21 protein-coding genes are annotated in these 22,785 nt (G+C 72.8%); 16 read left to right on the top strand and 5 right to left on the bottom strand.

Features of this window, described 5'->3' with window-relative positions:
* Positions 1-70 precede the first annotated feature (70 nt).
* Positions 71-1,216, bottom strand: a complete 1,146-nt coding sequence (locus tag IE332_RS14600) for an MBL fold metallo-hydrolase (protein ID WP_189916272.1) — start codon at positions 1,214-1,216, stop codon at positions 71-73.
* A 326-nt stretch (positions 1,217-1,542) separates the two neighbouring features.
* On the opposite strand from IE332_RS14600, the gene fabG reads away from it, so the two are divergent.
* Positions 1,543-2,262, top strand: a complete 720-nt coding sequence (gene fabG / locus IE332_RS14595) for a 3-oxoacyl-[acyl-carrier-protein] reductase (protein ID WP_189916271.1) — start codon at positions 1,543-1,545, stop codon at positions 2,260-2,262.
* Between the two features lie 2 nt (positions 2,263-2,264).
* Positions 2,265-3,032 (top strand): enoyl-ACP reductase FabI, encoded by a 768-nt coding sequence (gene fabI / locus IE332_RS14590; RefSeq protein WP_189916270.1) that lies wholly within the window; start codon positions 2,265-2,267, stop codon positions 3,030-3,032.
* Between the two features lie 111 nt (positions 3,033-3,143).
* Here fabI and IE332_RS14585 read toward each other — a convergent pair whose 3' ends face one another.
* The gene (locus IE332_RS14585; protein ID WP_189916269.1) at positions 3,144-3,818 is read right to left on the bottom strand and encodes a FadR/GntR family transcriptional regulator; all 675 of its coding nucleotides are present in this window, start codon (positions 3,816-3,818) and stop codon (positions 3,144-3,146) included.
* Positions 3,819-3,934: 116 nt separating this feature from the next.
* On the opposite strand from IE332_RS14585, the gene IE332_RS14580 reads away from it, so the two are divergent.
* From IE332_RS14580 to IE332_RS14575, 3 genes are all read left to right on the top strand, one after another.
* Entirely contained in the window at positions 3,935-5,251 is a 1,317-nt protein-coding gene (locus IE332_RS14580) for a CynX/NimT family MFS transporter (protein ID WP_373313730.1), read from the top strand.
* A gap of 151 nt (positions 5,252-5,402) precedes the next feature.
* Positions 5,403-5,525 carry an SGM_5486 family transporter-associated protein gene (locus tag IE332_RS41885; RefSeq protein ID WP_268256572.1) on the top strand — a complete coding sequence of 41 codons (123 nt, stop codon included), beginning with the start codon at positions 5,403-5,405 and terminating at the stop codon, positions 5,523-5,525.
* Between the two features lie 97 nt (positions 5,526-5,622).
* Positions 5,623-6,150, top strand: coding sequence for a SixA phosphatase family protein (locus tag IE332_RS14575; RefSeq protein ID WP_189916267.1), 528 nt, complete (start codon positions 5,623-5,625; stop codon positions 6,148-6,150).
* 153 nt (positions 6,151-6,303) lie between these two features.
* Here IE332_RS14575 and serB read toward each other — a convergent pair whose 3' ends face one another.
* Positions 6,304-7,566 (bottom strand): phosphoserine phosphatase SerB, encoded by a 1,263-nt coding sequence (serB, locus tag IE332_RS14570; protein WP_189916266.1) that lies wholly within the window; start codon positions 7,564-7,566, stop codon positions 6,304-6,306.
* A gap of 224 nt (positions 7,567-7,790) precedes the next feature.
* Here serB and IE332_RS14565 point away from each other — a divergent pair, with 224 nt between their 5' ends.
* The 3 genes from IE332_RS14565 to IE332_RS14555 all read left to right on the top strand — a co-directional run bounded on the left by IE332_RS14565 (position 7,791) and on the right by IE332_RS14555 (position 12,660).
* Positions 7,791-10,385 (top strand): FHA domain-containing protein, encoded by a 2,595-nt coding sequence (locus IE332_RS14565; RefSeq protein WP_229928603.1) that lies wholly within the window; start codon positions 7,791-7,793, stop codon positions 10,383-10,385.
* A gap of 516 nt (positions 10,386-10,901) precedes the next feature.
* A complete protein-coding gene (locus tag IE332_RS14560) occupies positions 10,902-11,999 on the top strand; it encodes a GAF domain-containing sensor histidine kinase (RefSeq protein ID WP_229928633.1) in 1,098 nt (365 codons plus the stop codon).
* Positions 11,992-12,660: a response regulator gene (locus IE332_RS14555; protein ID WP_189916263.1), complete on the top strand. Its 669-nt coding sequence runs from the start codon at positions 11,992-11,994 to the stop codon at positions 12,658-12,660. The genes IE332_RS14560 and IE332_RS14555 overlap by 8 nt, the downstream gene beginning before the upstream one ends.
* A gap of 202 nt (positions 12,661-12,862) precedes the next feature.
* On the opposite strand, the gene IE332_RS14550 is transcribed toward IE332_RS14555, so the two are convergent.
* The gene (locus IE332_RS14550) at positions 12,863-13,666 is read right to left on the bottom strand and encodes an Rv1486c family protein (RefSeq protein ID WP_189916262.1); all 804 of its coding nucleotides are present in this window, start codon (positions 13,664-13,666) and stop codon (positions 12,863-12,865) included.
* Positions 13,667-13,817: 151 nt separating this feature from the next.
* Between IE332_RS14550 and IE332_RS14545 the strand changes: the two genes are divergently transcribed.
* The 7 genes from IE332_RS14545 to IE332_RS14515 all read left to right on the top strand — a co-directional run bounded on the left by IE332_RS14545 (position 13,818) and on the right by IE332_RS14515 (position 20,087).
* The gene (locus IE332_RS14545; protein WP_189916261.1) at positions 13,818-14,609 is read left to right on the top strand and encodes an ABC transporter ATP-binding protein; all 792 of its coding nucleotides are present in this window, start codon (positions 13,818-13,820) and stop codon (positions 14,607-14,609) included.
* 177 nt (positions 14,610-14,786) lie between these two features.
* A complete protein-coding gene (locus IE332_RS14540) occupies positions 14,787-15,209 on the top strand; it encodes an NfeD family protein (RefSeq protein ID WP_229928602.1) in 423 nt (140 codons plus the stop codon).
* A gap of 10 nt (positions 15,210-15,219) precedes the next feature.
* Positions 15,220-16,269 (top strand): SPFH domain-containing protein, encoded by a 1,050-nt coding sequence (locus tag IE332_RS14535; RefSeq protein WP_189916260.1) that lies wholly within the window; start codon positions 15,220-15,222, stop codon positions 16,267-16,269.
* 230 nt (positions 16,270-16,499) lie between these two features.
* The gene (locus IE332_RS14530; protein ID WP_189916259.1) at positions 16,500-17,258 is read left to right on the top strand and encodes a sulfite exporter TauE/SafE family protein; all 759 of its coding nucleotides are present in this window, start codon (positions 16,500-16,502) and stop codon (positions 17,256-17,258) included.
* Between the two features lie 91 nt (positions 17,259-17,349).
* Positions 17,350-17,529: a DUF1272 domain-containing protein gene (locus IE332_RS14525; protein ID WP_189916258.1), complete on the top strand. Its 180-nt coding sequence runs from the start codon at positions 17,350-17,352 to the stop codon at positions 17,527-17,529.
* A 55-nt stretch (positions 17,530-17,584) separates the two neighbouring features.
* Positions 17,585-17,890, top strand: coding sequence for a 4a-hydroxytetrahydrobiopterin dehydratase (locus IE332_RS14520; RefSeq protein ID WP_189916257.1), 306 nt, complete (start codon positions 17,585-17,587; stop codon positions 17,888-17,890).
* Between the two features lie 112 nt (positions 17,891-18,002).
* Entirely contained in the window at positions 18,003-20,087 is a 2,085-nt protein-coding gene (locus IE332_RS14515; protein ID WP_189916256.1) for an outer membrane protein assembly factor BamB family protein, read from the top strand.
* Between the two features lie 55 nt (positions 20,088-20,142).
* On the opposite strand, the gene IE332_RS14510 is transcribed toward IE332_RS14515, so the two are convergent.
* Complete coding sequence (locus IE332_RS14510) at positions 20,143-20,673, bottom strand: HNH endonuclease (protein WP_189916255.1); 531 nt, start codon at positions 20,671-20,673, stop codon at positions 20,143-20,145.
* Positions 20,674-20,966: 293 nt separating this feature from the next.
* Here IE332_RS14510 and tyrS point away from each other — a divergent pair, with 293 nt between their 5' ends.
* On the top strand, positions 20,967-22,235 hold the full coding sequence (gene tyrS / locus IE332_RS14505) for a tyrosine--tRNA ligase (RefSeq protein WP_189916549.1): 1,269 nt from the start codon (positions 20,967-20,969) through the stop codon (positions 22,233-22,235).
* Positions 22,236-22,785: the final 550 nt, after the last annotated feature.

Raw genomic sequence — 22,785 nt, 5'->3', positions numbered from 1 at the left:
GCCCGGTGCGCTGCGGTGTCGGCCCGTACGGTGCGCAGGTCAGGGCCGTTCGGAGCCGTTCGGGGGGCCGTCAGCCGACGGACTCCCACCAGCCGTCGAGCTCCGGCGGGTTGTCGACGTCCACCCGCTCGCCCGGGCGCGGCACGGCCAGCGGGACGCCGTGCTCCTTGGCCTCCGTGACCAGCCGCTCGATCGGCTCGGACCACCGGTGCAGGCCCAGGTTGAAGGTGCACCAGTGGACGGGCACCAGCAGGCCGGCCGTCAGGTCCCGGTGGGCGAGGACGGCGTCCTCCGGGGTCATGTGGATGTCTGCCCAGGCCGCGTCGTAGGCGCCGATCTGGACCAGCGCGGCGTCGAACGGGCCGTGCTGCCCGCCGATCCGGGCGTAGCCCTCGAAGTAGCCGGAGTCGCCGGTGTAGAAGACCTTGCGGTTCGGGCCGGCGATCACCCAGGAGCCCCAGAGGGTGGTGTTGCGGGTCAGGCCGCGGCCGGAGAAGTGGTGCGCGGCGGTGAGGGTGAGCACCAGCTCGCCCAGGTTGCAGGTCTCGTCCCAGTCCAGCTCGATGATCCGGTGCTCCGGGACGCCCCAGCGGCGCAGGTGGGAGCCGATGCCCAGCGGCACCGCGAAGGGCGCGGACTGGCTGCGCACCAGGCGCTTGACCGTCGCCATGTCCAGGTGGTCGTAGTGGTCGTGGGAGATCAGCACCGCGTCGACCGGCGGCAGCTCCTCCAGCTCGACCGGCACCGGGTGCAGCCGCTTGGGGCCGATGTGGGCGGAGGGGGAGCAGCGGTCGCTCCAGACCGGGTCGAGCAGCACCCGGAAGCCCTCGATCTCCACCAGCGCGGAGGCGTGCCCGTACCAGGTGATCTCCACGCCCTCGGCCGCCGGGCCGGGCGGGGTGGCGGGACGGACGGTGGGCACCGGGTGGGCGGGGACGCGGCCCTCGCGCTCGAAGAGCATCCGGCGGGCGGTGGCGCCGTCGAAGCCGGGGGCCCCGGAGGTGCGGGCGAGCGTGGAGGGGGCGTTGTGGAAGACGCCGTCGCGGTACTGGGGGGAGTTGCGCACCCGCTCCTCGCGCTCGCCGTCGGGGCGCCGCCCGAAGGCCGCCGGCAGGTCGCGCAGCGACCAGGCGGCCGCGCCGAAGCCGGCCGCGAGGGCGGTGAGGGCCAGCAGTCGTCCGGGTCGGTGGGTGCTCCCACGCCGTGCCTTGGTCATCCGCTCTGCCTTCGTCGCTCGCCGGGATGGTCGGGTGAACGGTACGGCAGGCCCGGGCCGACCCGTACCACGGGGGCAACGGGTGCGGCCGCCCGTGTTGTTCCCGCACAGTGGCGCCGATCCGGGCGGTGCCCGGGCCCGGGGCGGCGACCTGGGGCGGTGCCGCCGGGCCGGGCCCGGGCGGCGGGTGCGGGTTGTCGGATTGCGACAGTTCATTCGGTGCGGCGCTGTGGGAGCCCGATGCGCCGCCGTCGCCGGGCGCCCGATAGCGTCACACTGCGTACGCATTCCGACGTACGCGCTCACACACGGAGAGAGGTGGATCGTTGAGCCGCTCGGTTCTCGTCACCGGAGGAAACCGGGGCATCGGCCTCGCGATCGCCCAGGCCTTCGCCGAAGCGGGCGACAAGGTGGCCATCACCAGTCGCTCGGGTGAGGTGCCCGAGGCGCTGGCCAAGTACGACGTCCTCGCGGTCCGCTGCGACATCACGGACGCCGCGCAGGTCGACGCCGCCTTCACCGAGATCGAGGAGAAGCACGGCGCCGTCCAGGTGCTGGTCGCGAACGCGGGCATCACCAACGACACCCTGCTGCTGCGCATGTCGGAGGAGGACTTCACCTCCGTCGTCGACACCAACCTGACCGGCACCTTCCGGGTGGTCAAGCGCGCCTCCAAGCTGATGATGCGCGCCAAGAAGGGCCGTGTCGTCCTGATCTCGTCCGTGGTGGGCCTCTCCGGCTCGCCGGGCCAGGCCAACTACGCCGCCTCCAAGGCCGGCCTGGTCGGCTTCGCCCGCTCGCTGGCGCGCGAGCTCGGCCCGCGCAACATCACCGTCAACGTGGTCGCCCCCGGCTTCGTCGACACCGACATGACCGCCGTGCTCAGCGACGAGCGCCGCGCGGAGATCGTCTCGGGCGTGCCGCTGGGCCGCTACGCGGCGCCCGCCGAGGTCGCCTCCACCGTGCGGTTCCTCTCGTCGGACGAGGCCGCGTACATCACCGGAGCCGTCATTCCCGTCGACGGCGGATTGGGCATGGGTCACTGAGCATGAGCGGAATCCTCGAGGGCAAGCGGATCCTCATCACGGGTGTGCTGATGGAGTCCTCCATCGCCTTCCACACCGCCAGGCTCGCGCAGGAGCAGGGTGCGGAGATCATCCTCACCGCCTTCCCGCGCCCGAGCCTGACCGAGCGGATCGCCAGGAAGCTGCCGCGCCCGGCCAAGGTGCTGGAGCTGGACGTCTCCAACCCGGAGCAGCTGGCCGGCATCGCCGACCAGGTCCGCGAGCACCTGCCGACCCTGGACGGCGTCGTCCACTCGATCGGCTTCGCCCCGCAGGACGCGCTGGGCGGCAACTTCCTGGACACCCCGTGGGAGTCCGTGGCCACCGCGATGCACGTCTCGGCGTACTCGCTGAAGTCGCTGACCACGGCGCTGCTGCCGCTGATGCAGGATGGCGGCTCGGTCGTCGGCCTGACCTTCGACGCCCAGTACGCCTGGCCGCAGTACGACTGGATGGGCCCGGCCAAGGCCGCCCTGGAGTCGACCAACCGCTACCTGGCCCGCTACCTGGGTTCGCGGGACATCCGCTGCAACCTGATCTCGGCCGGCCCGATCGGTTCGATGGCCGCCAAGTCCATCCCGGGCTTCGGCGACCTGGCCGACACCTGGAACCACCGCTCCCCGCTGAAGTGGGACCTGAGCGACCCGGAGCCGGCGGGCCGCGGCGTCGTCGCGCTGCTGTCGGACTGGTTCCCGAAGACCACCGGCGAGATCATCCACGTCGACGGCGGTCTGCACGCCATCGGCGCCTGACGCTCCGGCGCCCCGCCCGTACGCCGCTGCCCGGCACCCCCTCCCACGGGGGGTGCCGGGCAGCGGCGTTTCGCGTCTCCGGGGGCTCGGGGCCCGTCGGGCGGGGCCCGCTCAGCCCTCGGTCGTGCCGCAGGCGCCGATGGCCCGGCCGGCCTCGGTCGAGGCGCGCTGGGCGTCGCCCGCCCGGATGGCGTCCAGGATGGTGTCGTGGCCGATGTAGCGCTCGGCGATCAGCTCCGGACCGACGTCGTGCCGCAGGTGCTCGCGGGTGACCTCGCCGAGGTCGGAGTAGACGGCGAGCAGCACGTCGTTGTGGGAGGCGGCCACCACGGCCTGGTGGAAGGCGGCGTCGGCCTGGACGAAGTCCTCCGCGTCGCCGGAGTGCCAGGCGGCCTCCCGGCGGGCCAGGGCGCCGTCCAGCAGCTCCAGGTCGCGCTCGGTGCGCCGCCGGGCGGCCAGGCCGGCCGCCGAGGTCTCCAGGGCCGCCCGCAGCTCGGCCACCTGCGCCTGCTCGGCGTCGGCGAAGCGGCGGTGCATCACCCCGGCCAGCTCGCTGGTGGCCAGCACGTACGTTCCGGAGCCCTGGCGGATGTCGAGCAGGCCGTTGTGGGCCAGCGCGCGGACGGCCTCGCGGACGGTGTTGCGGGCGACGCCCAGCTGCTCGACCAGGGCGGCCTCGGTCGGGATGCGCGAGCCGACCGGCCACTCCCCGGAGGTGATCTGGGCGCGCAGCTGGGCGATCACCTGGTCGGACAGCGGGGTGCGCCTCGGCGAGGACAGCGCCACGGGGTACTCCTTGCGACTACGGCTCGGGTGCGGCCTGGGTGGGAGGTGGCCGGTGGATGAACGGTCGGCACATCATGCCAATTCCGAGGTGCATCAATTCATCCCATCATTCTATGATGGCGCACATGCCCGCAGCAGAGACCACCGCTTCCCCGCGGAACGGGGCCAGGCCGCAGACCGAGCGGCCCGCCGACTCCGTTCCCTCCGCCGCCCCTTCCGCCGCACCCTCCAAGCACCTCGGCTGGCTGTTCGCCGTCGCGATCGCCGCCGCCGCCTTCAACCTGCGCCCGGTCGTCACCAGCCTCGGGCCGCTGCTCGACCAGGTCCGCGCCGGCCTCGGGATGAACCCGACCCTCGCCGGGCTGCTCACCGCCGTCCCGTCGCTCTGCTTCGGCCTGTTCGGCTTCGCCGCGCCCTCGATGGCCCGGCGGATCGGACCGATCGCGGTGATCACGGCCGGCCTGGCCGCCATCACCGCGGGCGTGCTGGCCCGGTCCTTCGCCGGCGGCACCGCGGTGTTCCTGCTGCTGACCGCGCTCGCCCTGGCCGGCGTGGCGGTCTCCAACGTGCTGATCCCGGTGGTCATCAAGCGCTACTTCCCGGAGAAGGTCGGTCCGATGATCGGCCTGTACTCGATGGCGCTGTCCGCCGGCACCGCGCTGGCCGCCGCCGTCACCGTGCCACTGACCAGCTCCCTCGGCGGCGACTGGCGCTACGGCCTGGGCGTCTGGGCCGGGCTCGGCGCGCTCGCGCTGCTGCTCTGGCTGCCGGTGCTGATCACCAGGCGCGAGCGCGGCGAGCGGGCGGGCGGCGCCGCCCCCGCCAGGCTGCCGATCACCCGCAGCCGTACGGCCTGGGCGCTGGCCTGCTTCTTCGGCCTCCAGGCCACCGGCGCGTACGTGGTGATGGGCTGGTTGCCGAAGATCTTCCAGGACGCCGGCGTCGACAAGGGCACCTCCGGGGTGCTGCTCGCGGTCACCATGGTGATCGGCGTGCCGGTCTCCTACGTCCTGCCCAACCTGGCCGCCCGCCGCGGCGACCAGCGGCTGTTCGTCGTGGTGCTGGCCTTGTGCGGCATCGCCGGGTACGCCGGGCTGGCCCTGGCCCCGGCCGGCGCGCCCTGGCTCTGGGTGGTCCTGGTGGGCCTGTCCAACTGCGCCTTCCCGCTGGTGCTGACGATGATCGGGCTGCGCGCCCGGACGGCGGGCGGGGTGGCGCAGCTGTCCGCCTTCGCCCAGGGCGTCGGCTACCTGATCTCCATCCCCGGCCCGATCCTGATCGGCCGGATCTACCAGGTCACCGGCGAGTGGTACTGGCCGCTGGGCTTCCTGGCGCTGCTGCTGGTGCCGCAGATGCTGTTCGGCCTGCGGGCCGCGATGGCCCGGCACATCGAGGACGAGGCGGTCCGCCCGGCGGAGCGGGTCACGGCCTGACGTCCGGGCGGCAAAGGCCGGGCCCGGCCGGGAGGCGCAGGTCACGGCCTGACGTCCGGGCGGCAAAGGCCGAGGCGGCGCAGGTCAAGGCCTCGCCAAGGACGTGGGGTCACCGGAGGGCGGGCGTGTTCGGGATGGGAGAATCCCGGACATGCCCGTTCTCGATCCCAACCCGACCGACGGCCGCAAGCAGCTCGGCCGTATCGCCCTGGCCTTCGCCGGCATCGCGGTGCTGGTGGTGGTGATCGCCACCATCGCCAATTCGATGGGCTGACGGCGCCCGGCCCCCCGACGGCACCCGCCACCCCTGGGGGTGGCGACGACCGGGAGCACCGCGCCCCCGGGCCGCTTTTCTGCCAAGCTTGCTGGGTATGAGCGCCGACACGCCCCGCAGGATCATCGTTCTCCGCCACGCCAAGGCCGACTGGCCGAACGGCGTGGACGACCACGAGCGGCCGCTGGCCGACCGGGGCCGCCACCAGGCCCCGGACGCCGGCCGCTGGCTGGTCGACTCCGGCATCAACCCCGACTACGTGCTCTGCTCCACGGCCCTGCGCACCCGCGAGACCTGGAAGCTGGCGGTGCACGAGTTGCCCAGGCGGCCGCTCAAGACCGTGTACGAGGACCGGATCTACGAGGCCAGCCCGGGCGAGATCATCGCCGTCCTCCAGGAGACCCCGGAGGAGTACGCGGACGTGGTGCTGGTGGGGCACAACCCCGGCGTGCTGGGCCTGACCCAGGTGCTGGCCGGGGACGCGGGCGACCGGGACGCGCTGGAGCGGCTGCGGCTCGGCGGCTTCCCGACGGCGGCGATCGCGGTGCTCTCCTTCAGCGGTTCGTGGAAGGGCGTCGAGCCGGGCGTGGCCCAGCTGGTCTCGTACCACACGCCGCAGGACTGACCCCGGGACGCGGGTGTCCGAACGTGGGTGAGGGGCGCGCGGATTCGGTCCGCGCGCCCCTCACCGTGTCCGCAGGACGCGCACTCGGCGTCCTCGGTGAGTCGTCCTCGGTCGGTCGTCCTCGGTGAGTCGTCCTCGGTGAGTCGTCCTCGGTCAGTCGTCCTCGGTCGGGGTGCCGTGCAGCACGTCGGCCGCCTCGACCTCCTCGCGGGTGATGCCCAGCAGGTACAGCACGGTGTCCAGGAAGGGCACGTTCACCGCGGTGTCGGCCGCCTCCCGCACCACCGGCTTGGCGTTGAACGCCACCCCGAGCCCGGCCGCGTTCAGCATGTCCAGGTCGTTGGCGCCGTCGCCGATCGCCACCGTCTGCTCCAGCGGCACCTTCGCCTGCTCGGCGAAGCGGGCCAGCCAGCGGGCCTTGCCGGCCCGGTCCACGATCTCGCCGACCACCCGGCCGGTGAACTTGCCGTCCACCACCTCCAGGGTGTTCGCCGCCGCGAAGTCCAGCCCCAGCTGCTCCACCAGGTGGTCGGTGACCTGGGTGAACCCGCCGGACACCACCGCGACCTGGAAGCCGAGGCGGCGCAGCGTACGGACCAGGGTGCGCGCGCCCGGCGTGAAGCGGACCTCCGCGCGGACCTTCTCCGTCACCGAGGCGTCCAGCCCGGCGAGCAGCGCCACCCGGGCGTGCAGCGACTCGGCGAAGTCCAGCTCGCCGCGCATCGCCGCCGCCGTCACCTCGGCGACCTGCTCCTCGCAGCCCGCGTGGGCGGCGAACAGCTCGATCACCTCGTCCTGGATGAGCGTGGAGTCGACGTCCATGACCACCAGGCGCTTGGCCCGGCGTTCCAGCCCGGCCGCCACCACCGCGACGTCCACCCGCTGGGCGGCCGCCTCCTGCGCCAGCTCGGCCCGCAGCTCCTCGGTGGCCACACCGGAGACGGCCAGTTCCACCGCCGTCACCGGGTACTTGGCGAGCCGGAAGACACGGTCGATGTTGCCGCCGGCCGCGGTGATCCGGGAGGTCAGCGCGGAGACGGCGGCGGCGGTCAGCGGGTGGCCGAGCACCGTGACGTGCGAACGGCCCTCGCGGCGCGGCCGGTTGTCGCCGATGCCGGAGAGGATCTCGGCCTGGAGCTTCTGTTCGTCCGCCCAGCGGTGGACGGTCGCCCGCAGCCCGCCCTCGGCGCCGGGTGCGGTGGGCGGGGTGACCAGGGCGCACAGCGTGATGCGGCCACGGGTCACGACCTGCTCGATGTCGATGACGACGACGCCGAATCCGGCCAGCGTCGCGAAGAGGCCGGCGGTGATGCCGGGGCGGTCCTTGCCGAACACCTTGACGAGCAGGGTGCGCTCGTCCGCGGTCCGGGGCTGGGCGGCGGGGAGGGGCTCAGCGGCCAGGGGCGATGCGTTCATGGTGACTCCCACGCTACCCGTCGCGGGGTGGCCCGAGGGCACCCGTCCCACCTCGCGGGACGCCGGGTACCGGCGCTCCGGTAGCAGCCTGGTCACAGTCACCCGGGGTGACTTTCACGGACGGTCGGCGGGCTGGAATGATTCCCCCCGTCAGTCACAGGAACAGCGCACCCCCGGCCGGGGGCCACAATTCGGGGGAACCGAGAGAGCGGGGCAGGCGAGCAGTGCCGCAACTCGTCATTGATATCAACGGACAGCAGCGGACCCTGGAGCCCGGGCGGTCCTACACCATCGGGCGCAACCCGCAGTCGGACTTCCCGTTCGACGACGCCAGGGTCTCCTGGCACCACGCGACCATCAGCTTCAACGGAAGCGGTTGGCAGCTGGACGACCACGGCAGCACCAACGGCACGTACGTGGCCGGCGCCCGCACCATGCAGGCCCAGGTGTTCCCCGGAGCCGTCGTCAACCTGGGCAACCCGGAGAACGGCCCCCGGCTCGGTTTCTCCGCCCCGGCGCACGCCGCGCCCCCGCAGGCCACCCCGATCCACGAGGCCGCCACCAGCCGCGGCCCGGTGCCCCAGCCCCAGCAGCCGGGCTGGCAGCAGCAGGACCCGTACCAGCAGCAGGACTCGTACCAGCAGCCGCAGCAGGCCTGGGCGGGCCAGCCGCAGGGCCAGCAGGGCGGGTTCCCGCAGCAGCAGGGGTTCCCGCAGGCCCAGCAGGGCTTCCCCCAGCAGCAGGGCTTCCCGCAGGAACAGGGCTTCCCGCAGGCGCCGCAGCACGGCGGCGGCCCCCAGCCGACCATGATCCGCAACCTGACGTCGGCCATGCGCACCGTCCGGATCGGCCGCGCGCTCGACAACGACATCGTGGTCTCCGACCTCCAGGTCTCCCGCCACCACGCCGAGCTGCACCAGCTGCCGGACGGCCGCTACGAGATCGTCGACCTCGGCAGCCACAACGGCATCTTCCTCAACGGCCAGCGGGTCCAGCGTCAGCTGATGGGCCCGCAGGACCGGCTGACCGTCGGCCACTCCAGCTTCGTGCTGGTCGGCGACCAGCTGCAGGAGTTCGTCGACACCGGCGCGGTCTCCTTCTCCGCCCGCCACCTGACCGTCGAGGTCGACCACAAGGGCGCCAAGAAGGTCCTGCTCAACGACGTCAGCTTCGGTGTCCCGGAGAAGTCCCTGGTCGCGGTCATCGGCCCGTCCGGCTCCGGCAAGTCCACCCTGCTGCGCGCCCTCACCGGCTACCGCCCCGCCGACCGCGGCGAGGTGCTGTACGACGGGCGCAACCTCTACAAGCAGTTCGCCGAACTCCGCTCGCGCATCGGCCTGGTGCCGCAGTCCGAGATCCTGCACCGCGAACTCACCGTCCGCAGCGGCCTCAAGTACGCGGCCCGGCTGCGCTTCCCCGGCGACACCGAGGCCAGCGAGCGTGCGGCCCGGATCGACGAGGTGCTGTACGAGCTGCGCCTCGACAAGCGCGCCGACAACAAGATCACCGCGCTCTCCGGCGGCCAGCAGAAGCGCGTCTCGGTCGCCCTGGAGCTGCTCACCAAGCCGTCGCTGATCTTCCTGGACGAGCCCACCTCGGGCCTCGACCCGGGCATGGACCGCGAGGTCATGCAGATGCTGCGCGGCCTCGCCGACGACGGCCGCACCATCCTGGTCGTCACCCACTCGGTGGCCGAACTCGCGCTCTGCGACCGGCTGCTGGTGATGGCGCCGGGCGGCTCTGTGGCCTACTTCGGCCCGCCGGACGAGGCGCTGCACTTCTTCGGGTACGAGACCTGGGCGGACGTCTTCCAGGCCTTCGAGAACTACCCGGACCACGACTGGGCCGGCCGCTACCGCGGCTCGGTGCACTACCAGCAGTACTCCGCCCCCACCGTCGAGGGCGCCGAGGTGCAGCACGTGCAGGTGGCCCAGGAGGCCGTCCGGCCGCCGAAGCCGCAGAGCTGGGGCTCCCAGCTGTGGACGCTGATGCGGCGCTACATGTCCGTACTCGCGTCGGACCGCGGCTTCCTCGCCCTGTCGGTGCTGCTGCCCGCGGTCATCGGCGCGGTCAGCGTGCTGATCCCCAACGAACCCGGGCTCGCGCCCAACCCGAAGACGCAGCTCCACCTCAACAGCGGGGCCGCGACGATCATGCTGATCCTGGCGATCGGCGCCTGCTTCTCCGGGGCGGCCAACTCGGTCCGAGAACTGATCAAGGAACGGGCGATCTACGAACGGGAACGGGCCACCGGGCTCTCCCGCTCGGCGTACATGATGTCCAAGATCATTGTGCTGGGCTTCTTCAGCGTGATCCAGGGCGCCATCATCTCCGCCGTCGGCTTCCTGCCGCGCAAGCTGCCCGAGCACGGCCTGCTCGTCAGGAACCTGCCGATCATCGAGATGACCATCGGCATGATCCTGCTGAGCTTCGCCGCGATGATGTTCGGCCTGATGATCTCCGCGCTGGTGAAGACCGCCGAGAAGACCATGCCGCTGCTCGTCATGTTCGCCATCGTCCAGGTCGTCTTCACCGGCTGCCTGTTCCAGATCTTCAGCAAGCCCGGCCTGGAGCAGGTCGCCTGGCTGATGCCCGCCCGCTGGGGCACCGGCATCGTCTCCACCACGCTCGACCTGTCCAAGCTCATGGGGCCCTGGAACAAGGACTTCCAGAACCCCGAGTACGACCCGCTCTGGACGCACTCGGTGGCCCAGTGGGCGATCGACGCGGGCGTGCTGATCGTGATCTCGGTCGCGATCGGCGTCCTCGTCACCCGGCTCCAGCGCCGGCACGAGCCCGAGGTCATGCAGAAGGGCTGAGCCCTTCCCGGCCTTCGAGGGGCGGTCCTCCCGATCGGGAGGACCGCCCTTCTGTTACTCGCCCGCTCGCCTCCGGGGCGCTTCGAGCCGGTGCCGACGGTCGGCGCTCCAAGACCCCTCGTTCCTCAGGGCCTCCTCGCTTCTCCCTTTCGGCACCGGCGCGCCCCTTCGGCTCGGGGCGGGGGCTCGCCCGCTCGCCTCCGGGGCGCTTCGAGCCGGTGCCGACGGTCGGCGCTCCAAGGCCCTCGTCCCTCGGGCCTCCTCGCTTCTCCCTTTCGGCACCGGCGCGCCCCTTCGGCTCGGGGCGGGGGCTCGCCCGCTCGCGGTGGGCCCAGCGGCCTAGGTCTCCGGGCCCGCGCCCGGGGCGGCCGCGGGCGGACGCGACCGCCCCCGGCGCGGCGGTAGTTTGGCGGTATGTCCAGCACCACCGGAGACCACCGGACCCACGCGGGCCCGCTGCCCGCCTGCGAACCCTGCCTGGCCGGGATCGAGGCGGTCAGCCAGGCGCTGCTCGCCATGAGCCGGCACCTGGAGGTCCGGGAGGTGCTGCGCCGCATCACCGCCTCCGCCCGGGAGCTGCTCGGCGCCGAGTACGCGGCCCTGGGCGTGCCCGACGACCACGGCGGCTTCGCCCAGTTCGTCGTCGACGGCGTCACCGACGAGCAGTGGCGGGCGATCGGCCCGCTGCCCCGCCAGCACGGCGTGCTCGCCGCGATGCTGCACGAGACCGGCCCCACCCGCCTCGCCGACGTCCGCCGGGCGCCCGCCTTCGAGGGCTGGCCCTCCGCGCACCCCGAGATGGACGCCTTCCTCGGCATGCCGATCCTGGACACCGACGCGGCCGAGGACGAGCCGCAGGTGATGGGCGTCGTCTTCCTCGCCAACAAGCGCGGCGGCGGCCTGTTCACCGACCACGACGAGGAACTGCTGCGGATCCTCGCCGCGCACGCCGCCCTCGCCCTGTCCAACGCCCGGCTGTACGAGCGCGGCCGCGAGCTCACCCTGGCCGGTGAGCGCGCCCGGATCGCCCACGACCTGCACGACGCCGTCGCGCAGAAGCTCTTCTCGCTGCGCCTGACCGCCAAGGCCGCCGCCAAGCTCGTCGACCGCGACCCGGCCCGGGCCCGCGCCGAGCTCGCCGAGGTCGCCCGGCTGGCCGCCGAGGCCGCCGACGAACTGCGCGCCGTCGTGGTGGAACTGCGCCCCGCCGCGCTGGAGGAGGACGGGCTGAGCGCCACCCTCGCCTCCCAGGTGCAGGTCCTCGACCGGGCGCACACCGCCGACCTCGCCTTCGCCGCCGACGGCGTCCGCGCCCTGCCGCCCGCCCAGGAGGCCGCGCTCCTGCGGGTCGCCCAGGAGGCGCTGCACAACGCGCTGCGGCACGCCGACGCCCGCCGGGTCACCGTCACCCTGACGGGGACGCCCGCGCGCGGCGCCGTGCTGCGGGTGCGCGACGACGGGCGCGGCTTCGACCCCGAATCCGTGCGCCGGGCCGGCCGCCACCTCGGCCTGGCCTCGATGCGCGACCGCGCGGCCGCCGTCGGCGGCACGCTCACCCTGGAGTCGGCCCCCGGCCGGGGGACGCTCGTCGAGATGGAGGTCCCCGGTGCCTGACAGCACTCCGTCGATCCGTGTGCTGCTGGTCGACGACCACCAGGTGGTCCGCCGCGGACTGCGTACCTTCCTGGAGGTCCAGGACGACATCGAGGTGGTCGGGGAGGCCGCCGACGGGGCCGAGGGCGTCGAGCGGGCCCGCGAACTCGATCCCGACGTCGTCCTGATGGACCTCAAGATGCCCGGCGTCGACGGGATCGAGGCGCTGCGCACGCTCAAGGGCGAGGGCAGCCGGGCCCGGATCCTGATCGTCACCAGCTTCACCGAGCACCGCACGATGGTCCCCGCGCTGCGGGCCGGTGCCGCCGGGTACGTCTACAAGGACGTGGACCCGGAGGCGCTGGCCGGGGCGATCCGCTCGGTGCACGCCGGCCACGTGCTGCTGCAGCCCGAGCTGGCCGAGGCCCTGCTCTCCGACGAGGGCCCGCGCGCGCCGCAGGGCCGCGGCGGCACCCTCACCGAGCGGGAGCGCGAGGTGCTGGGCCACATCGCCGACGGCCGCTCCAACCGGGAGATCGCGCGCAGCCTGCACCTGTCGGAGAAGACGGTGAAGACCCACGTCTCCAACATCCTGATGAAGCTCGACCTCGCGGACCGCACCCAGGCCGCCCTGTGGGCCGTCCGCAACGGCGAGGCCCGGGAGGGCGCCGGCGGCGCCTGACGGTGCGCCGGCGGGCCGGGCGGGGGCGCGCGCTGACACCGCACCGGGCCGAGACACGGTGGAGGAGCGGTCCGGAAGCCGGGAGCGGCACTGGACGTCGGGAACGGCACCGGAAGTCGGACGGGCCGACTTCCGGTGCCCGCAGGGGGCGGTTTCCGGCCAGGTGGACGGTGCGGCCCCCCGCGGGGTCCTCAGCGGGTCCTCAGCGGGCCTCGCGCTCGTCCGCGAGGGCGTTGTAGGCGGCCACCTGGGCCCGGCGGGCGGTGCGCCGCAGCGGGTCCAGGACGGACTGCCGCGCGGCCATCTCGGAGGCGCTGACGGCCGCGCCGTGCCCGCCGGAGGCGATCGACAGCAGGGCGGACACCTGGCGGGCGGACTCCAGCACCCGGACGGCGCGCGGCGGGTAGCCGGGCGCGAGCAGCTCGGCGTGGCCGCGCCGGCGGTACGCCTCCAGGGCGCGCACCGCCTCCGGCCCGGCGCCGGCCACGTCGAGCCGGGCGAGCAGCACGGTGGCCTCGCGCAGCCCGTCCGCGAGCTCGCGTTCGGCTTCGTGCAGCGAGGGCACGTCCGCCGGCGGCGCGTCGTTGACCTCGGCGCAGCGCCACAGCACGGTCGCCGAGCGGTCCCCGGCCGGTCCGAACACCTCGACCTCCGGCACCAGCCCGAGCGGGACGCCGACCGCCAGGACGGCCTCGCCCGAGGCCATCGCGAGCTCGTTGAACGCCGGCGGGCCGGTCAGCCCCAGTGGGTGGCCGGCCGAGGGCAGCGCGAGGCGCAGGCCCCGTACGCCCAGCACCCGCAGCCGGCCCAGCGCCCAGGTCAGTCCGTGCTGCTCGCCCGGCCGGTCCCCGGGCAGTCCGGTCACCCGGTGGCTCTCGTCGGTGCCCAGCACCGCCTCGGCGGCGTTGTCGGGCGGCACCAGGCCCGCCAGCAAGGCGTTGCCCCAGGCGGCCAGCCGCCCCGAACGGGGCTCTTCGTACGGATTGTCGGCAGGAGTCGCGAGCATCCGGCCAGCCTACGGAATCGGCGGTCATCCGCGTGGCGTAGGTTTGCCCATGCGTGTGCGGCGCACCCACCCCGTGCCCACCGGCTGCCGGGGTAGGCGTGCCGCCCGCGCCGACGGCCGAGAATCTGGTTTTTTTGGGGAAGGCATAGGCATGAGCGACGTGCTGGAGCTGGTGGACGTATCCGTGGTCCGGGAGGGGCGCGCGCTGGTCGACCAGGTCTCGTGGTCCATCTCCGAGGGTGAGCGCTGGGTCATCCTGGGCCCGAACGGCGCCGGCAAGACCACCCTGCTGCAGATCGCCTCCTCGTACCTGTTCCCGACCGCGGGCAAGGTCAGCGTGCTGGGCGAGAAGCTGGGCGAGATCGACGTCTTCGAGCTGCGCTCCCGGATCGGCCTGGCCGGTGCCGCGATGTTCGACAAGCTGCCGGCCGAGCAGACGGTGCTGCAGACCGTGCTCACCGCCGCCTACGGCATGACGGTCAGCTGGCAGGAGACCTACGAGCAGTCCGACGAGGGCCGCGCGCTCGCGCTGCTCGACCGCCTCGGCATGTCCGGCCTCACCGACCGCAAGTTCGGCACCCTCTCCGAGGGCGAGCGCAAGCGCACCCTGATCGCCCGCGCCCTGATGACCGACCCCGAGCTGCTGCTGCTCGACGAGCCCGCGGCCGGCCTGGACCTCGGCGGCCGGGAGGACCTGGTCCGCCGGCTCGGCGCGCTCGCCCAGGACGAGTTCGCCCCGGCCATGGCGATGGTCACCCACCACGTCGAGGAGATCGCCCCCGGCTTCACCCACGTCCTGATGATCCGCCAGGGCAAGGTGCTCACGGCCGGTCCGATCGACACCGAGCTGACCGCCCGCAACCTCTCCAAGTGCTTCGGCCTGCCGCTGACCCTGGAGCGCCACGGCGACCGCTGGTCGGCCCAGGGCCTGCCGCTGGGCTGAGGCCCCGTCGACCCCGCCCCGCCCCGGTCCGACCCGACCCGGGTTCGGTCCGCCCCGACCCCGTCCCGGCGCACTGTTCGGGAGGCTGCCGGAACCGGTCGCACGTGCGACCGGTTTCCGCCCCTCGACCTGCGGGAACTGTCCGCCTCGAAGGCCTTCGCTCCCTAGGATGGACGTGTGGACAGCTGGATCTGGTGGCTCCTGGCCGCCGCAGGGCTCGGCATACCGCTGGTACTCACCGCGATGCCGGAGTTCGCCATGTTCGCGGTCGGAGCACTGGCCGCCGCGGGCGTGGCCGGGCTGGGCGGGGGCGTGGTCCTGGAGACCGTGACGTTCCTCGTGGTCTCGGTCGCGCTGGTGGTCTTCGTGCGTCCCATCGCCTACCGGCAACTGCGCAAGGGCCCGCAGGTCAAGATGGGCATCGAGGCGCTGCACGGCGCCACCGCGGTCGTCGCGGAAACCGTCGACGGGGAGGGCGGCCGGATCAAGCTGAACGGCGAGATCTGGTCGGCCCGAGCGCTCCACCCGGAGCAGGTGTACCAGCCCGGGCAGCAGGTCGACGTCGTCGAAATCCAGGGCGCCACCGCCCTGGTCGTCTAGGGGAGAGTCCGTGGAACCCGTCCTTATCGTCCTGGTCGTCCTGGTCGTGGTGGCCTTCATCGCGCTGATCAAGACGATCCAGGTCATCCCACAGGCCAGCGCGGCGATCGTGGAGCGCTTCGGCCGCTACACCCGGACGCTCAACGCGGGACTGAACATCGTCGTGCCGTTCATCGACCGCGTCCGCAACCGCATCGACCTGCGCGAGCAGGTCGTGCCGTTCCCGCCGCAGCCGGTGATCACCCAGGACAACCTGGTCGTCAACATCGACACCGTCATCTACTACCAGGTCACCGACCCCCGGGCGGCCACCTACGAGGTCGCCAGCTACATCCAGGCCATCGAGCAGCTGACCGTCACCACGCTGCGCAACATCATCGGCTCGATGGACCTCGAGTCCACCCTGACCTCCCGCGAGGTCATCAACGCCGGCCTGCGCGGCGTCCTGGACGAGGCCACCGGCAAGTGGGGCATCCGGGTCAACCGCGTCGAGCTGAAGGCGATCGAGCCGCCGACCTCCATCCAGGACTCGATGGAGAAGCAGATGCGCGCCGACCGGGACAAGCGCGCCGCGATCCTCACCGCCGAGGGCCAGCGCCAGGCGCAGATCCTCAAGGCCGAGGGTGAGAAGCAGGCGGACGTGCTCCGGGCCGAGGGTGAGGCACAGGCCGCGGTGCTGCGCGCCGACGGTGAGGCGGCCGCGATCCGTACGGTCTTCGAGGCCATCCACGACGGCGACGCCGACCAGAAGCTGCTCGCCTACCAGTACCTGCAGACCCTGCCCGAGCTGGCCAAGGGCGACTCCAACAAGCTCTGGATCATCCCCAGCGAGGTCGGCGACGCGCTCAAGGGCCTCGGCGGCGCCTTCACCGGCCTGACCGGCAACGGCGGGGTCAACGGCGGCGCGATCGCGGCGCCCAGCGTGCCGCAGGCGGCCCCGGCGGCCACCCAGGTGCCGATCGACCCGGCGTCCGGGCCGCGGCCGGTGGACACCGACAAGGGCTCGGCCCGCCCCCGGGTGGACCCGACCCGGGAGTACCCCAAGATCGACCCTGAGTGATCCGCGGGTCCGGTGCTCCGCCGAGGGCCCGCCGCCGTACGCCTCCCGTACGGCGGCGGGCCCTCGGGGTTTGGGGTTTTACGGCGGGTCGGAGCCGTGGCGTGCGTCCGGTGCGGGGGGTGCGGGGCCGGTCCGGTGTGGTGTGCGTCCCGAATCGTGGTCGGGCCTGGTCCGGTGGGCGGGCGGTCCGGCATGATCCTCTCGGACAGGACCGAGAGGAGAAGTGACCCATGACGTTCTGGGAGGCGATCGCCGTCCTGGTGGCCGGAGTCGGTGCCGGAATGATCAATGTGATCGTCGGCTCCGGGACCCTGATCACCTTCCCGGTCCTGCTCGCCGTCGGCATCCCGCCGGTCACCGCCAACGTCTCCAACTCCTTCGGCCTGGTGCCCGGTTCGCTCAGCGGGGTGATCGGCTACCGGCGCGAACTGGCCGACCAGGGACGCCGGGTGCTGCGCCTGGGCACCGCCTCGCTGCTCGGCGGGCTGCTCGGCGCGCTGCTGCTGATCAAGCTGCCGAGCGGGGCCTTCGACGCGATCGTCCCGGTGCTGATCCTGCTCGCGCTCGTCCTGGTGGTCGTCCAGCCCCGGGTGGCCAAGGCCGTCGCCGCCCGCCGCCGGCCCGGCGGCGACCCGGACGGCAGCCCGGTGCTGCTGGTCGGGGTGTTCCTCACGGGCATCTACGGCGGCTACTTCGGCGCCGCGCAGGGCGTCCTGCTGATGGCGTTGATGGGCATGCTGCTGCAGGAGGAACTGCAGCGGATCAACGCGGTGAAGAACGCCCTGGCGCTGATCGTCAACGCCGTCGCGGCGCTGTTCTTCCTGTTCACCTCGACCGTCAACTGGACGGCCGCCGGGCTGATCGCGGTGGGCTCGCTGGTCGGCGGCCTGGTCGGCGCCAAGGTCGGCCGCCGGCTGCCGCCGGCCGCGCTGCGCGGGGTGATCGTGGTGGTCGGCCTCGCGGCCGTCACCAAGCTGCTGCTGGGCTGAGCGGCGGCGCCGGCCGGTCGGGCGATCGCCTGATCGAAGGATCGTCAGACCGTCGGAGAGTCGGAGAGTCGGAGAGTCGGAGGAGTGCGCCGTGGCCCTGGAGATGCGCGAGACCTGTGAGCGCTGCGCGGTGTCGCTGACCCCCGACGGCGCCGCCTCGATATGTTCCTACGAGTGCACCTTCTGCCCGGACTGCACCGGGACCATGGCCGCCACCTGCCCCAACTGCGGCGGCGAGCTGGTGGCCCGTCCGCGCCGGAAGGCCGCCTGACCCCGGCACCCCGGACCCGGACCACCCGGGCCGACGACGCACCAGGAGCGCAGCGATGAGCAGCAGGGCCCGGCTGAGCGAGGACGAGATCACGGCGGCCCTGGCGGCGCTGCCGCACTGGACCCGGGAGGGCGACAGCATCGTCCGCGGCGCCGACGCCCCGGACTTCCCGGCGGCGATCCGGGTGGTGGTCGCCGTCGCCGAGCAGGCCGAGGCGCTCGACCACCACCCCGACATCGACATCCGCTGGCGCACCCTGCGCTTCGTCCTGTCCACCCACAGCGCCGGCGGCCTCACCGGCCTGGACCTCACCATGGCCGCCCGCATCGACGAGGCGCTGCGCGCCGAGTCCGCGGGCTGAGGCGGTAGGGCCGAAGGCAGGCCGTAGGGCCGGGGTCGTCCCTCTGGACGGGCGTGAGATGCTGACTGCCGCAATCGGCAGGCAGGCAGGCGGCTCGGGAGGGACGGAACGGATGGCGCAGGAGCCCTTCGGAGACGCCCGGGCCGGGCAGCAGCCGTGGCACCCCCAGGGGCAGCCGTTCCAGGGACAGCCGTCCCAGAGCCAGGCGGACTGGCAGGGCGGCGGGTACTACGAGCAGCAGGCGCCGCAGGAACAGACGCACTGGCAGCAGCAGCCGGGCCACGAGCAGCCGGGCCACGAGCAGGCCGGGTACGGGCAGCAGCCGGCGTACGACCAGACGGGCTACGAGCAGAACGGCTACGACCAGGCCGGGTACGGGTCGTCGTACGGCTACGGACCGCACGGCGGCTACGACCAGGGCGGGTACGACCACGGTGGCTACGCGCAGACCGGGTACGTCGAGGGCGGTTTCGGCCAGGGGCAGTACGGCGGCCAGGAGCAGTACCAGCCGCACCCGGAGTACACCCAGCAGCCGTACGCGCCGTACGAGCCCCCGCAGCAGGCCGCCGGGGAGGGGCTGTACGTCCCGGCGGGGGCGGAGTACTCGGCGGACGGCTACGTGCAGGTCGAGGAGACCGAGGCGGAGACCGGGTCCGCCGCGTCCGGCGGGTCCGCCGGGTCCGCCGGGTCGGAGCAGGCGGCGGAGGAGACCCCGGGCCACGCGCCGGATCCCTCGGCCGGGCCGGCCGCACGGTCCCGGGCCGCCGCCCGGCGGGGCGGTGCCGGTTCCCGTTCCGGCTCCGAGCCCGGTTCGGGTTCGGGTCCGGGCGCCGGTTCCTCGTTCTCGGCCAAGGCCCGGAAGGCCGCCGACGCGGTGCTGACCGGGGAGCACGTGCCCAGCCGTAAGGCGCTGTTGGTGCGGGCGGGTGCCGGGGTGGCCGCACTCGGGGTGCTGGTGGTGGCCGGGCTGATGGTCGGCACCGAGGGCGGTGGCAGCGCGGTCGCGAGCAGCGGCGGCGAGCCCGGGTTCACGGTGGCGCACACCCGGGCGTGGTCCGCCCAGCCCGTCGCCGCCGGCCAGTCCGCGGGCGACGACACGCTGGTCGGCAGCTGGCTGCTGGCGGACACGGTGGTCCGGGCCGACGGCTCCGGCGTGCGCGCGTACGACCGGGCGAGCGGCAAGCCGACCTGGTCGGTGGAGCCGCCGGCCGCCGGGGCCGTGCCGTGCGGGCTGTCGGCGGGAGTGAACCAGGCGGGCCTGGGCGCGGCCCTGTTCCGCGCGCAGGCTGATCCGAAGAGCGCCTGCGCGCTGGTGGCCGTGGTGGACACCAAGACCGGCAAGACGGCGTGGTCCAAGTCCCTGTCGGACGCCAAGGGCGCCTATTCGGCCCGGATCGGCGTCACCGAGGACAAGGTGGTCGCGATCGGCGACGACCGCGCGGTGGCCTGGCAGTCGGCCGACGGGAAGGACGTCTGGCAGTACACCGGGCAGGGCAAGTTCTGCACCCTCTCCGGGGGTGTGAGCGGCAAGACCGTGCTGGTGGCCTCCTCGTGCGCGGACTCGACGCCCGCCGACCAGGCTGTGGCGCTGAACATCGCGGACGGCAAGGTCAGCTGGTGGCGGGGGCTGAACAACCAGCCGAAGACGGTGACCGTGCTGTCCGCCGAGCCGGCGGTGGTCCTCACCACCGGCGACAAGCCGGAGAACGACCGGGTGTTCGCCTGGGGCGCCGCCGGTGACCCGGCGGCCGAGATCCCGGTGGTCACGGACGGCGGCCGGCTGGACGTCGCGCACGGCACCTTCGCGGCGACCCCCGAGGTGTTCTTCGAGGGCCGCACGATGGTCACCACGCTGACCCCGGCGAACGGCGCCGGGCCGGCGGCCGCGGTCGGCTACGACCTGGACACCGGCAAGCAGCGCTGGAAGGTCCCGACCGCCGCCAAGGGCACCGTCCGGGCGGTCGGCATCGACGGCGGCTCGCTGGTGCTCGGCGCCGACGAACGCCGCGACCAGCCCGCCCACCTCACCCGGTTCCCGCTGGCGGGCGGCCAGGAGGCGACCGGCGGCAACTTCCCGCCGGGGACCGGCTCGCTGCTGGTCTCCGGGCGGGTGCTGATCGGCGGCGGGCAGGTGGTCGTGGTGCCCGACCACTCGGCCAACTACGGCACGGCGGCCGGATACCGGGCGAAGGACTGAGCCGGTCGCACTGGCCCGCGCCCGGGCTGGTCCGCGCAGGCTCGCCCAGACCTGCCTACGCCGCCGGGACGGACAGCCCCTGGACGGGCGGCAGCCAGTCGGCGAGCTCCCGCGCCTCCGAGCCGCGCAGGCCGAGCGCCAGCATCAGGCTGGCCTGTGGGGTCGGCTCGAACGGGCGGCGCAGCAGCTTCATCCCGGCCTGCTCCGGCGTCCGGTCCGCCTTGCGCTGGTTGTCCTCCGCGCACGCGGCCACGGTGTTCAGCCAACTGTCCGCACCACCGCGCGACTTGGGCTGCAGGTGGTCCACCGTGGTGCCCCGCCGCCCGCAGTACGCGCACAGGTGCTGGTCTCTGGCCAGTACACCCCGCCGCGACCACGGAGCCTGTTGTCGGAACGGTACCCGTACGTACCGTTGCAGTCTGATCACTCTGGGGACCGGTACGGCGACGCCCGTCCCCCTGATCGAGCGCAGCGGGTGAGCCTGCTCCACCACCGCCTTGTCCTGGAGCACCAGGACGACGGCGCGCTGGAGCGACACCGTCGTCAGGGGCTCGTAGCTCGCGTTCAGAACCAGCGTGTTGCGCACTCGGCACACCCTTCCCACGGGCGTGCCACGGCGGCACGACCGTCTCCACACACGTCACTGCCGCCGCACGGCGGTGACACCACTCTGAATGGGCACACAGCCGACGAACAACGGAATTTCCGGTATCGCGGAGGGGCCCGGGGGAGTGGACCACCGGGCCCGACGGGGTGCCTCGGGGGAAACTCGCTGGCCGGGACCGCGTAGGCTCTATCAGGCTGGAGTCGTCCCGAACCGGGGCCCGGAGGAAACGGGCCGCCACCGGGCGGGCGCCCGATAGAAGGAGAAGCGTGACCGTGACGGACATCGTCGACGAGCTGCAGTGGCGCGGGCTGATCGCCCTGTCCACCGACGAGGACGCACTGCGCAAGGCGTTCGCGGACGGCCCGGTCACGTTCTATTGCGGCTTCGACCCGACGGCCCCGAGCCTGCACCTCGGCAACCTGGTGCAGATCCTCACCATGCGCCGCATCCAGCAGGCGGGGAACCTCCCGCTCGGCCTGGTCGGCGGCGCCACGGGCCTGATCGGCGACCCGAAGCCCACCGCCGAGCGCGTGCTGAACGACCCCGAGACGGTGGCCGGCTGGGTCGAGCGCCTGCGCGGCCAGATCTCGCGCTTCCTCGACTTCGAGGGCCCGTACGCGGCGCGCATGGTCAACAACCTGGACTGGACGTCCGGGATGTCGGCGATCAGCCTGCTGCGTGACGTGGGCAAGTACTTCCGGGTCAACAACATGATCGCCAAGGAGGCCGTCGCCCGGCGGCTCAACTCCGACGCGGGCATCAGCTACACCGAGTTCAGCTACCAGATCCTCCAGGGCATGGACTACCTGGAGCTGAACCGCCGCTACGGCTGCACCCTGCAGACGGGCGGCAGCGACCAGTGGGGCAACCTGACCGCCGGCACGGACCTGATCCGCAAGGCCGAGGCCAAGTCGGTCCACGCGCTGGCCACACCGCTGATCGTCAAGGCCGACGGCACCAAGTTCGGCAAGACCGAGTCCGGCACGGTCTGGCTCGACCCCGAGCTGACCACCCCGTACGCCTTCTACCAGTTCTGGCTGAACGCGGACGACCGGGACGTCCCCAACTTCCTGCGGATCTTCAGCTTCCGCTCGAAGGAGGAGATCGAGGAGCTGGAGCGCGAGACCGTCGAGCGCCCCGCCGCCCGCCTCGCCCAGCGTGCCCTCGCCGAGGAACTCACCACCCTCGTCCACGGCGCCGAGCAGTACGAGCGCGCGGTCGCCGCGTCCAAGGCGCTGTTCGGCCAGGGTGACCTCGCCGACCTGGAGGCCCCGACCCTGGCCGCCGCCCTGGCCGAGGTCCCGAAGGCCGAGGTGGCCGAACTCCAGACGGTGGTCGACCTGTTGGTCGCCGTCGGCCTGGCGCCGAGCCGCTCGGCCGCCCGCCGGACGATCAAGGAGGGCGGTGCCTACCTCAACAACGTCAAGGTGACGGACGAGGAGGCCGTGCCGACCGAGGCCGACCTGCTGCACGGCCGCTGGCTGGTGCTGCGGCGCGGCAAGCGGAACCTGGCGGCGGCGGAGCTGGTCTCCGCCGGCTGACCGACGTGCTTGATCGGCTTGGCTGAAAGAGCACCCGCTCTGAACTGCGGTTTCAAGCATCGAGGGCCGGATCTGGACAGATCCGGCCCTCGACGTTTGACGGGGTCGTCCAGGTGGCCTAGTGTTGAACGAGTCGCTGGAGCGGCCACCCCACTCAGCACCACCCACCCTCACACTCCTCAACCCATTTACATGGGTTCGTTGGCGTTTTCGTCAACAGGGCCTGAGCGTGAATTTCGAGTAAATCTCGGAATGCGGTAACGTGGTGGTTGTCGCGGAAAGTGACCCCGCCAGTTCGGGAAATCAGATGAATGAAACTCCGGGTAAACGGAGCGGAAAACATCTGGTAAGCTGGAAACACGAAAGAACGAAGCCCGGAGGGCCTGCTGGAAGGCAGTCCGAAGGAAGCGTCCGTTCCTTGAGAACTCAACAGCGTGCCAAAAGTCAACGCCAGATATGTTGACATCCCCGGCCTCGATCGCTTGATCGGGGTTGGAGATTCCTTTTGAAGTAAAACACTAGCGAGGACGCAGTGCGCGGGATCACCCTA

Origin of the sequence: Kitasatospora xanthocidica (genome assembly GCF_014656195.1) — a bacterium.
In the GTDB taxonomy this organism is placed as follows: Bacteria; Actinomycetota; Actinomycetes; order Streptomycetales; family Streptomycetaceae; genus Kitasatospora; species Kitasatospora xanthocidica.
The sequence above is the reverse complement of the archived record's forward strand: the minus strand, read 5'-3'. Positions and strand labels throughout refer to the sequence as shown.

Bases quoted from the DNA above. Each gene is read 5' to 3' on its own strand.
- IE332_RS14600 (WP_189916272.1), bottom strand. From the start codon at position 1,216: ATGACCAAGGCACGGCGTGGGAGCACCCACCGACCCGGACGACTGCTG.
- fabI (WP_189916270.1), top strand. From the start codon at position 2,265: ATGAGCGGAATCCTCGAGGGCAAGCGGATCCTCATCACGGGTGTGCTG.
- IE332_RS14580 (WP_373313730.1), top strand. From the start codon at position 3,935: ATGGCGCACATGCCCGCAGCAGAGACCACCGCTTCCCCGCGGAACGGG.
- IE332_RS41885 (WP_268256572.1), top strand. From the start codon at position 5,403: ATGCCCGTTCTCGATCCCAACCCGACCGACGGCCGCAAGCAGCTCGGC.
- IE332_RS14575 (WP_189916267.1), top strand. From the start codon at position 5,623: ATGAGCGCCGACACGCCCCGCAGGATCATCGTTCTCCGCCACGCCAAG.
- serB (WP_189916266.1), bottom strand. From the start codon at position 7,566: ATGAACGCATCGCCCCTGGCCGCTGAGCCCCTCCCCGCCGCCCAGCCC.
- IE332_RS14560 (WP_229928633.1), top strand. From the start codon at position 10,902: ATGAGCCGGCACCTGGAGGTCCGGGAGGTGCTGCGCCGCATCACCGCC.
- IE332_RS14550 (WP_189916262.1), bottom strand. From the start codon at position 13,666: ATGCTCGCGACTCCTGCCGACAATCCGTACGAAGAGCCCCGTTCGGGG.
- IE332_RS14545 (WP_189916261.1), top strand. From the start codon at position 13,818: ATGAGCGACGTGCTGGAGCTGGTGGACGTATCCGTGGTCCGGGAGGGG.
- IE332_RS14530 (WP_189916259.1), top strand. From the start codon at position 16,500: ATGACGTTCTGGGAGGCGATCGCCGTCCTGGTGGCCGGAGTCGGTGCC.
- IE332_RS14520 (WP_189916257.1), top strand. From the start codon at position 17,585: ATGAGCAGCAGGGCCCGGCTGAGCGAGGACGAGATCACGGCGGCCCTG.
- IE332_RS14515 (WP_189916256.1), top strand. From the start codon at position 18,003: ATGGCGCAGGAGCCCTTCGGAGACGCCCGGGCCGGGCAGCAGCCGTGG.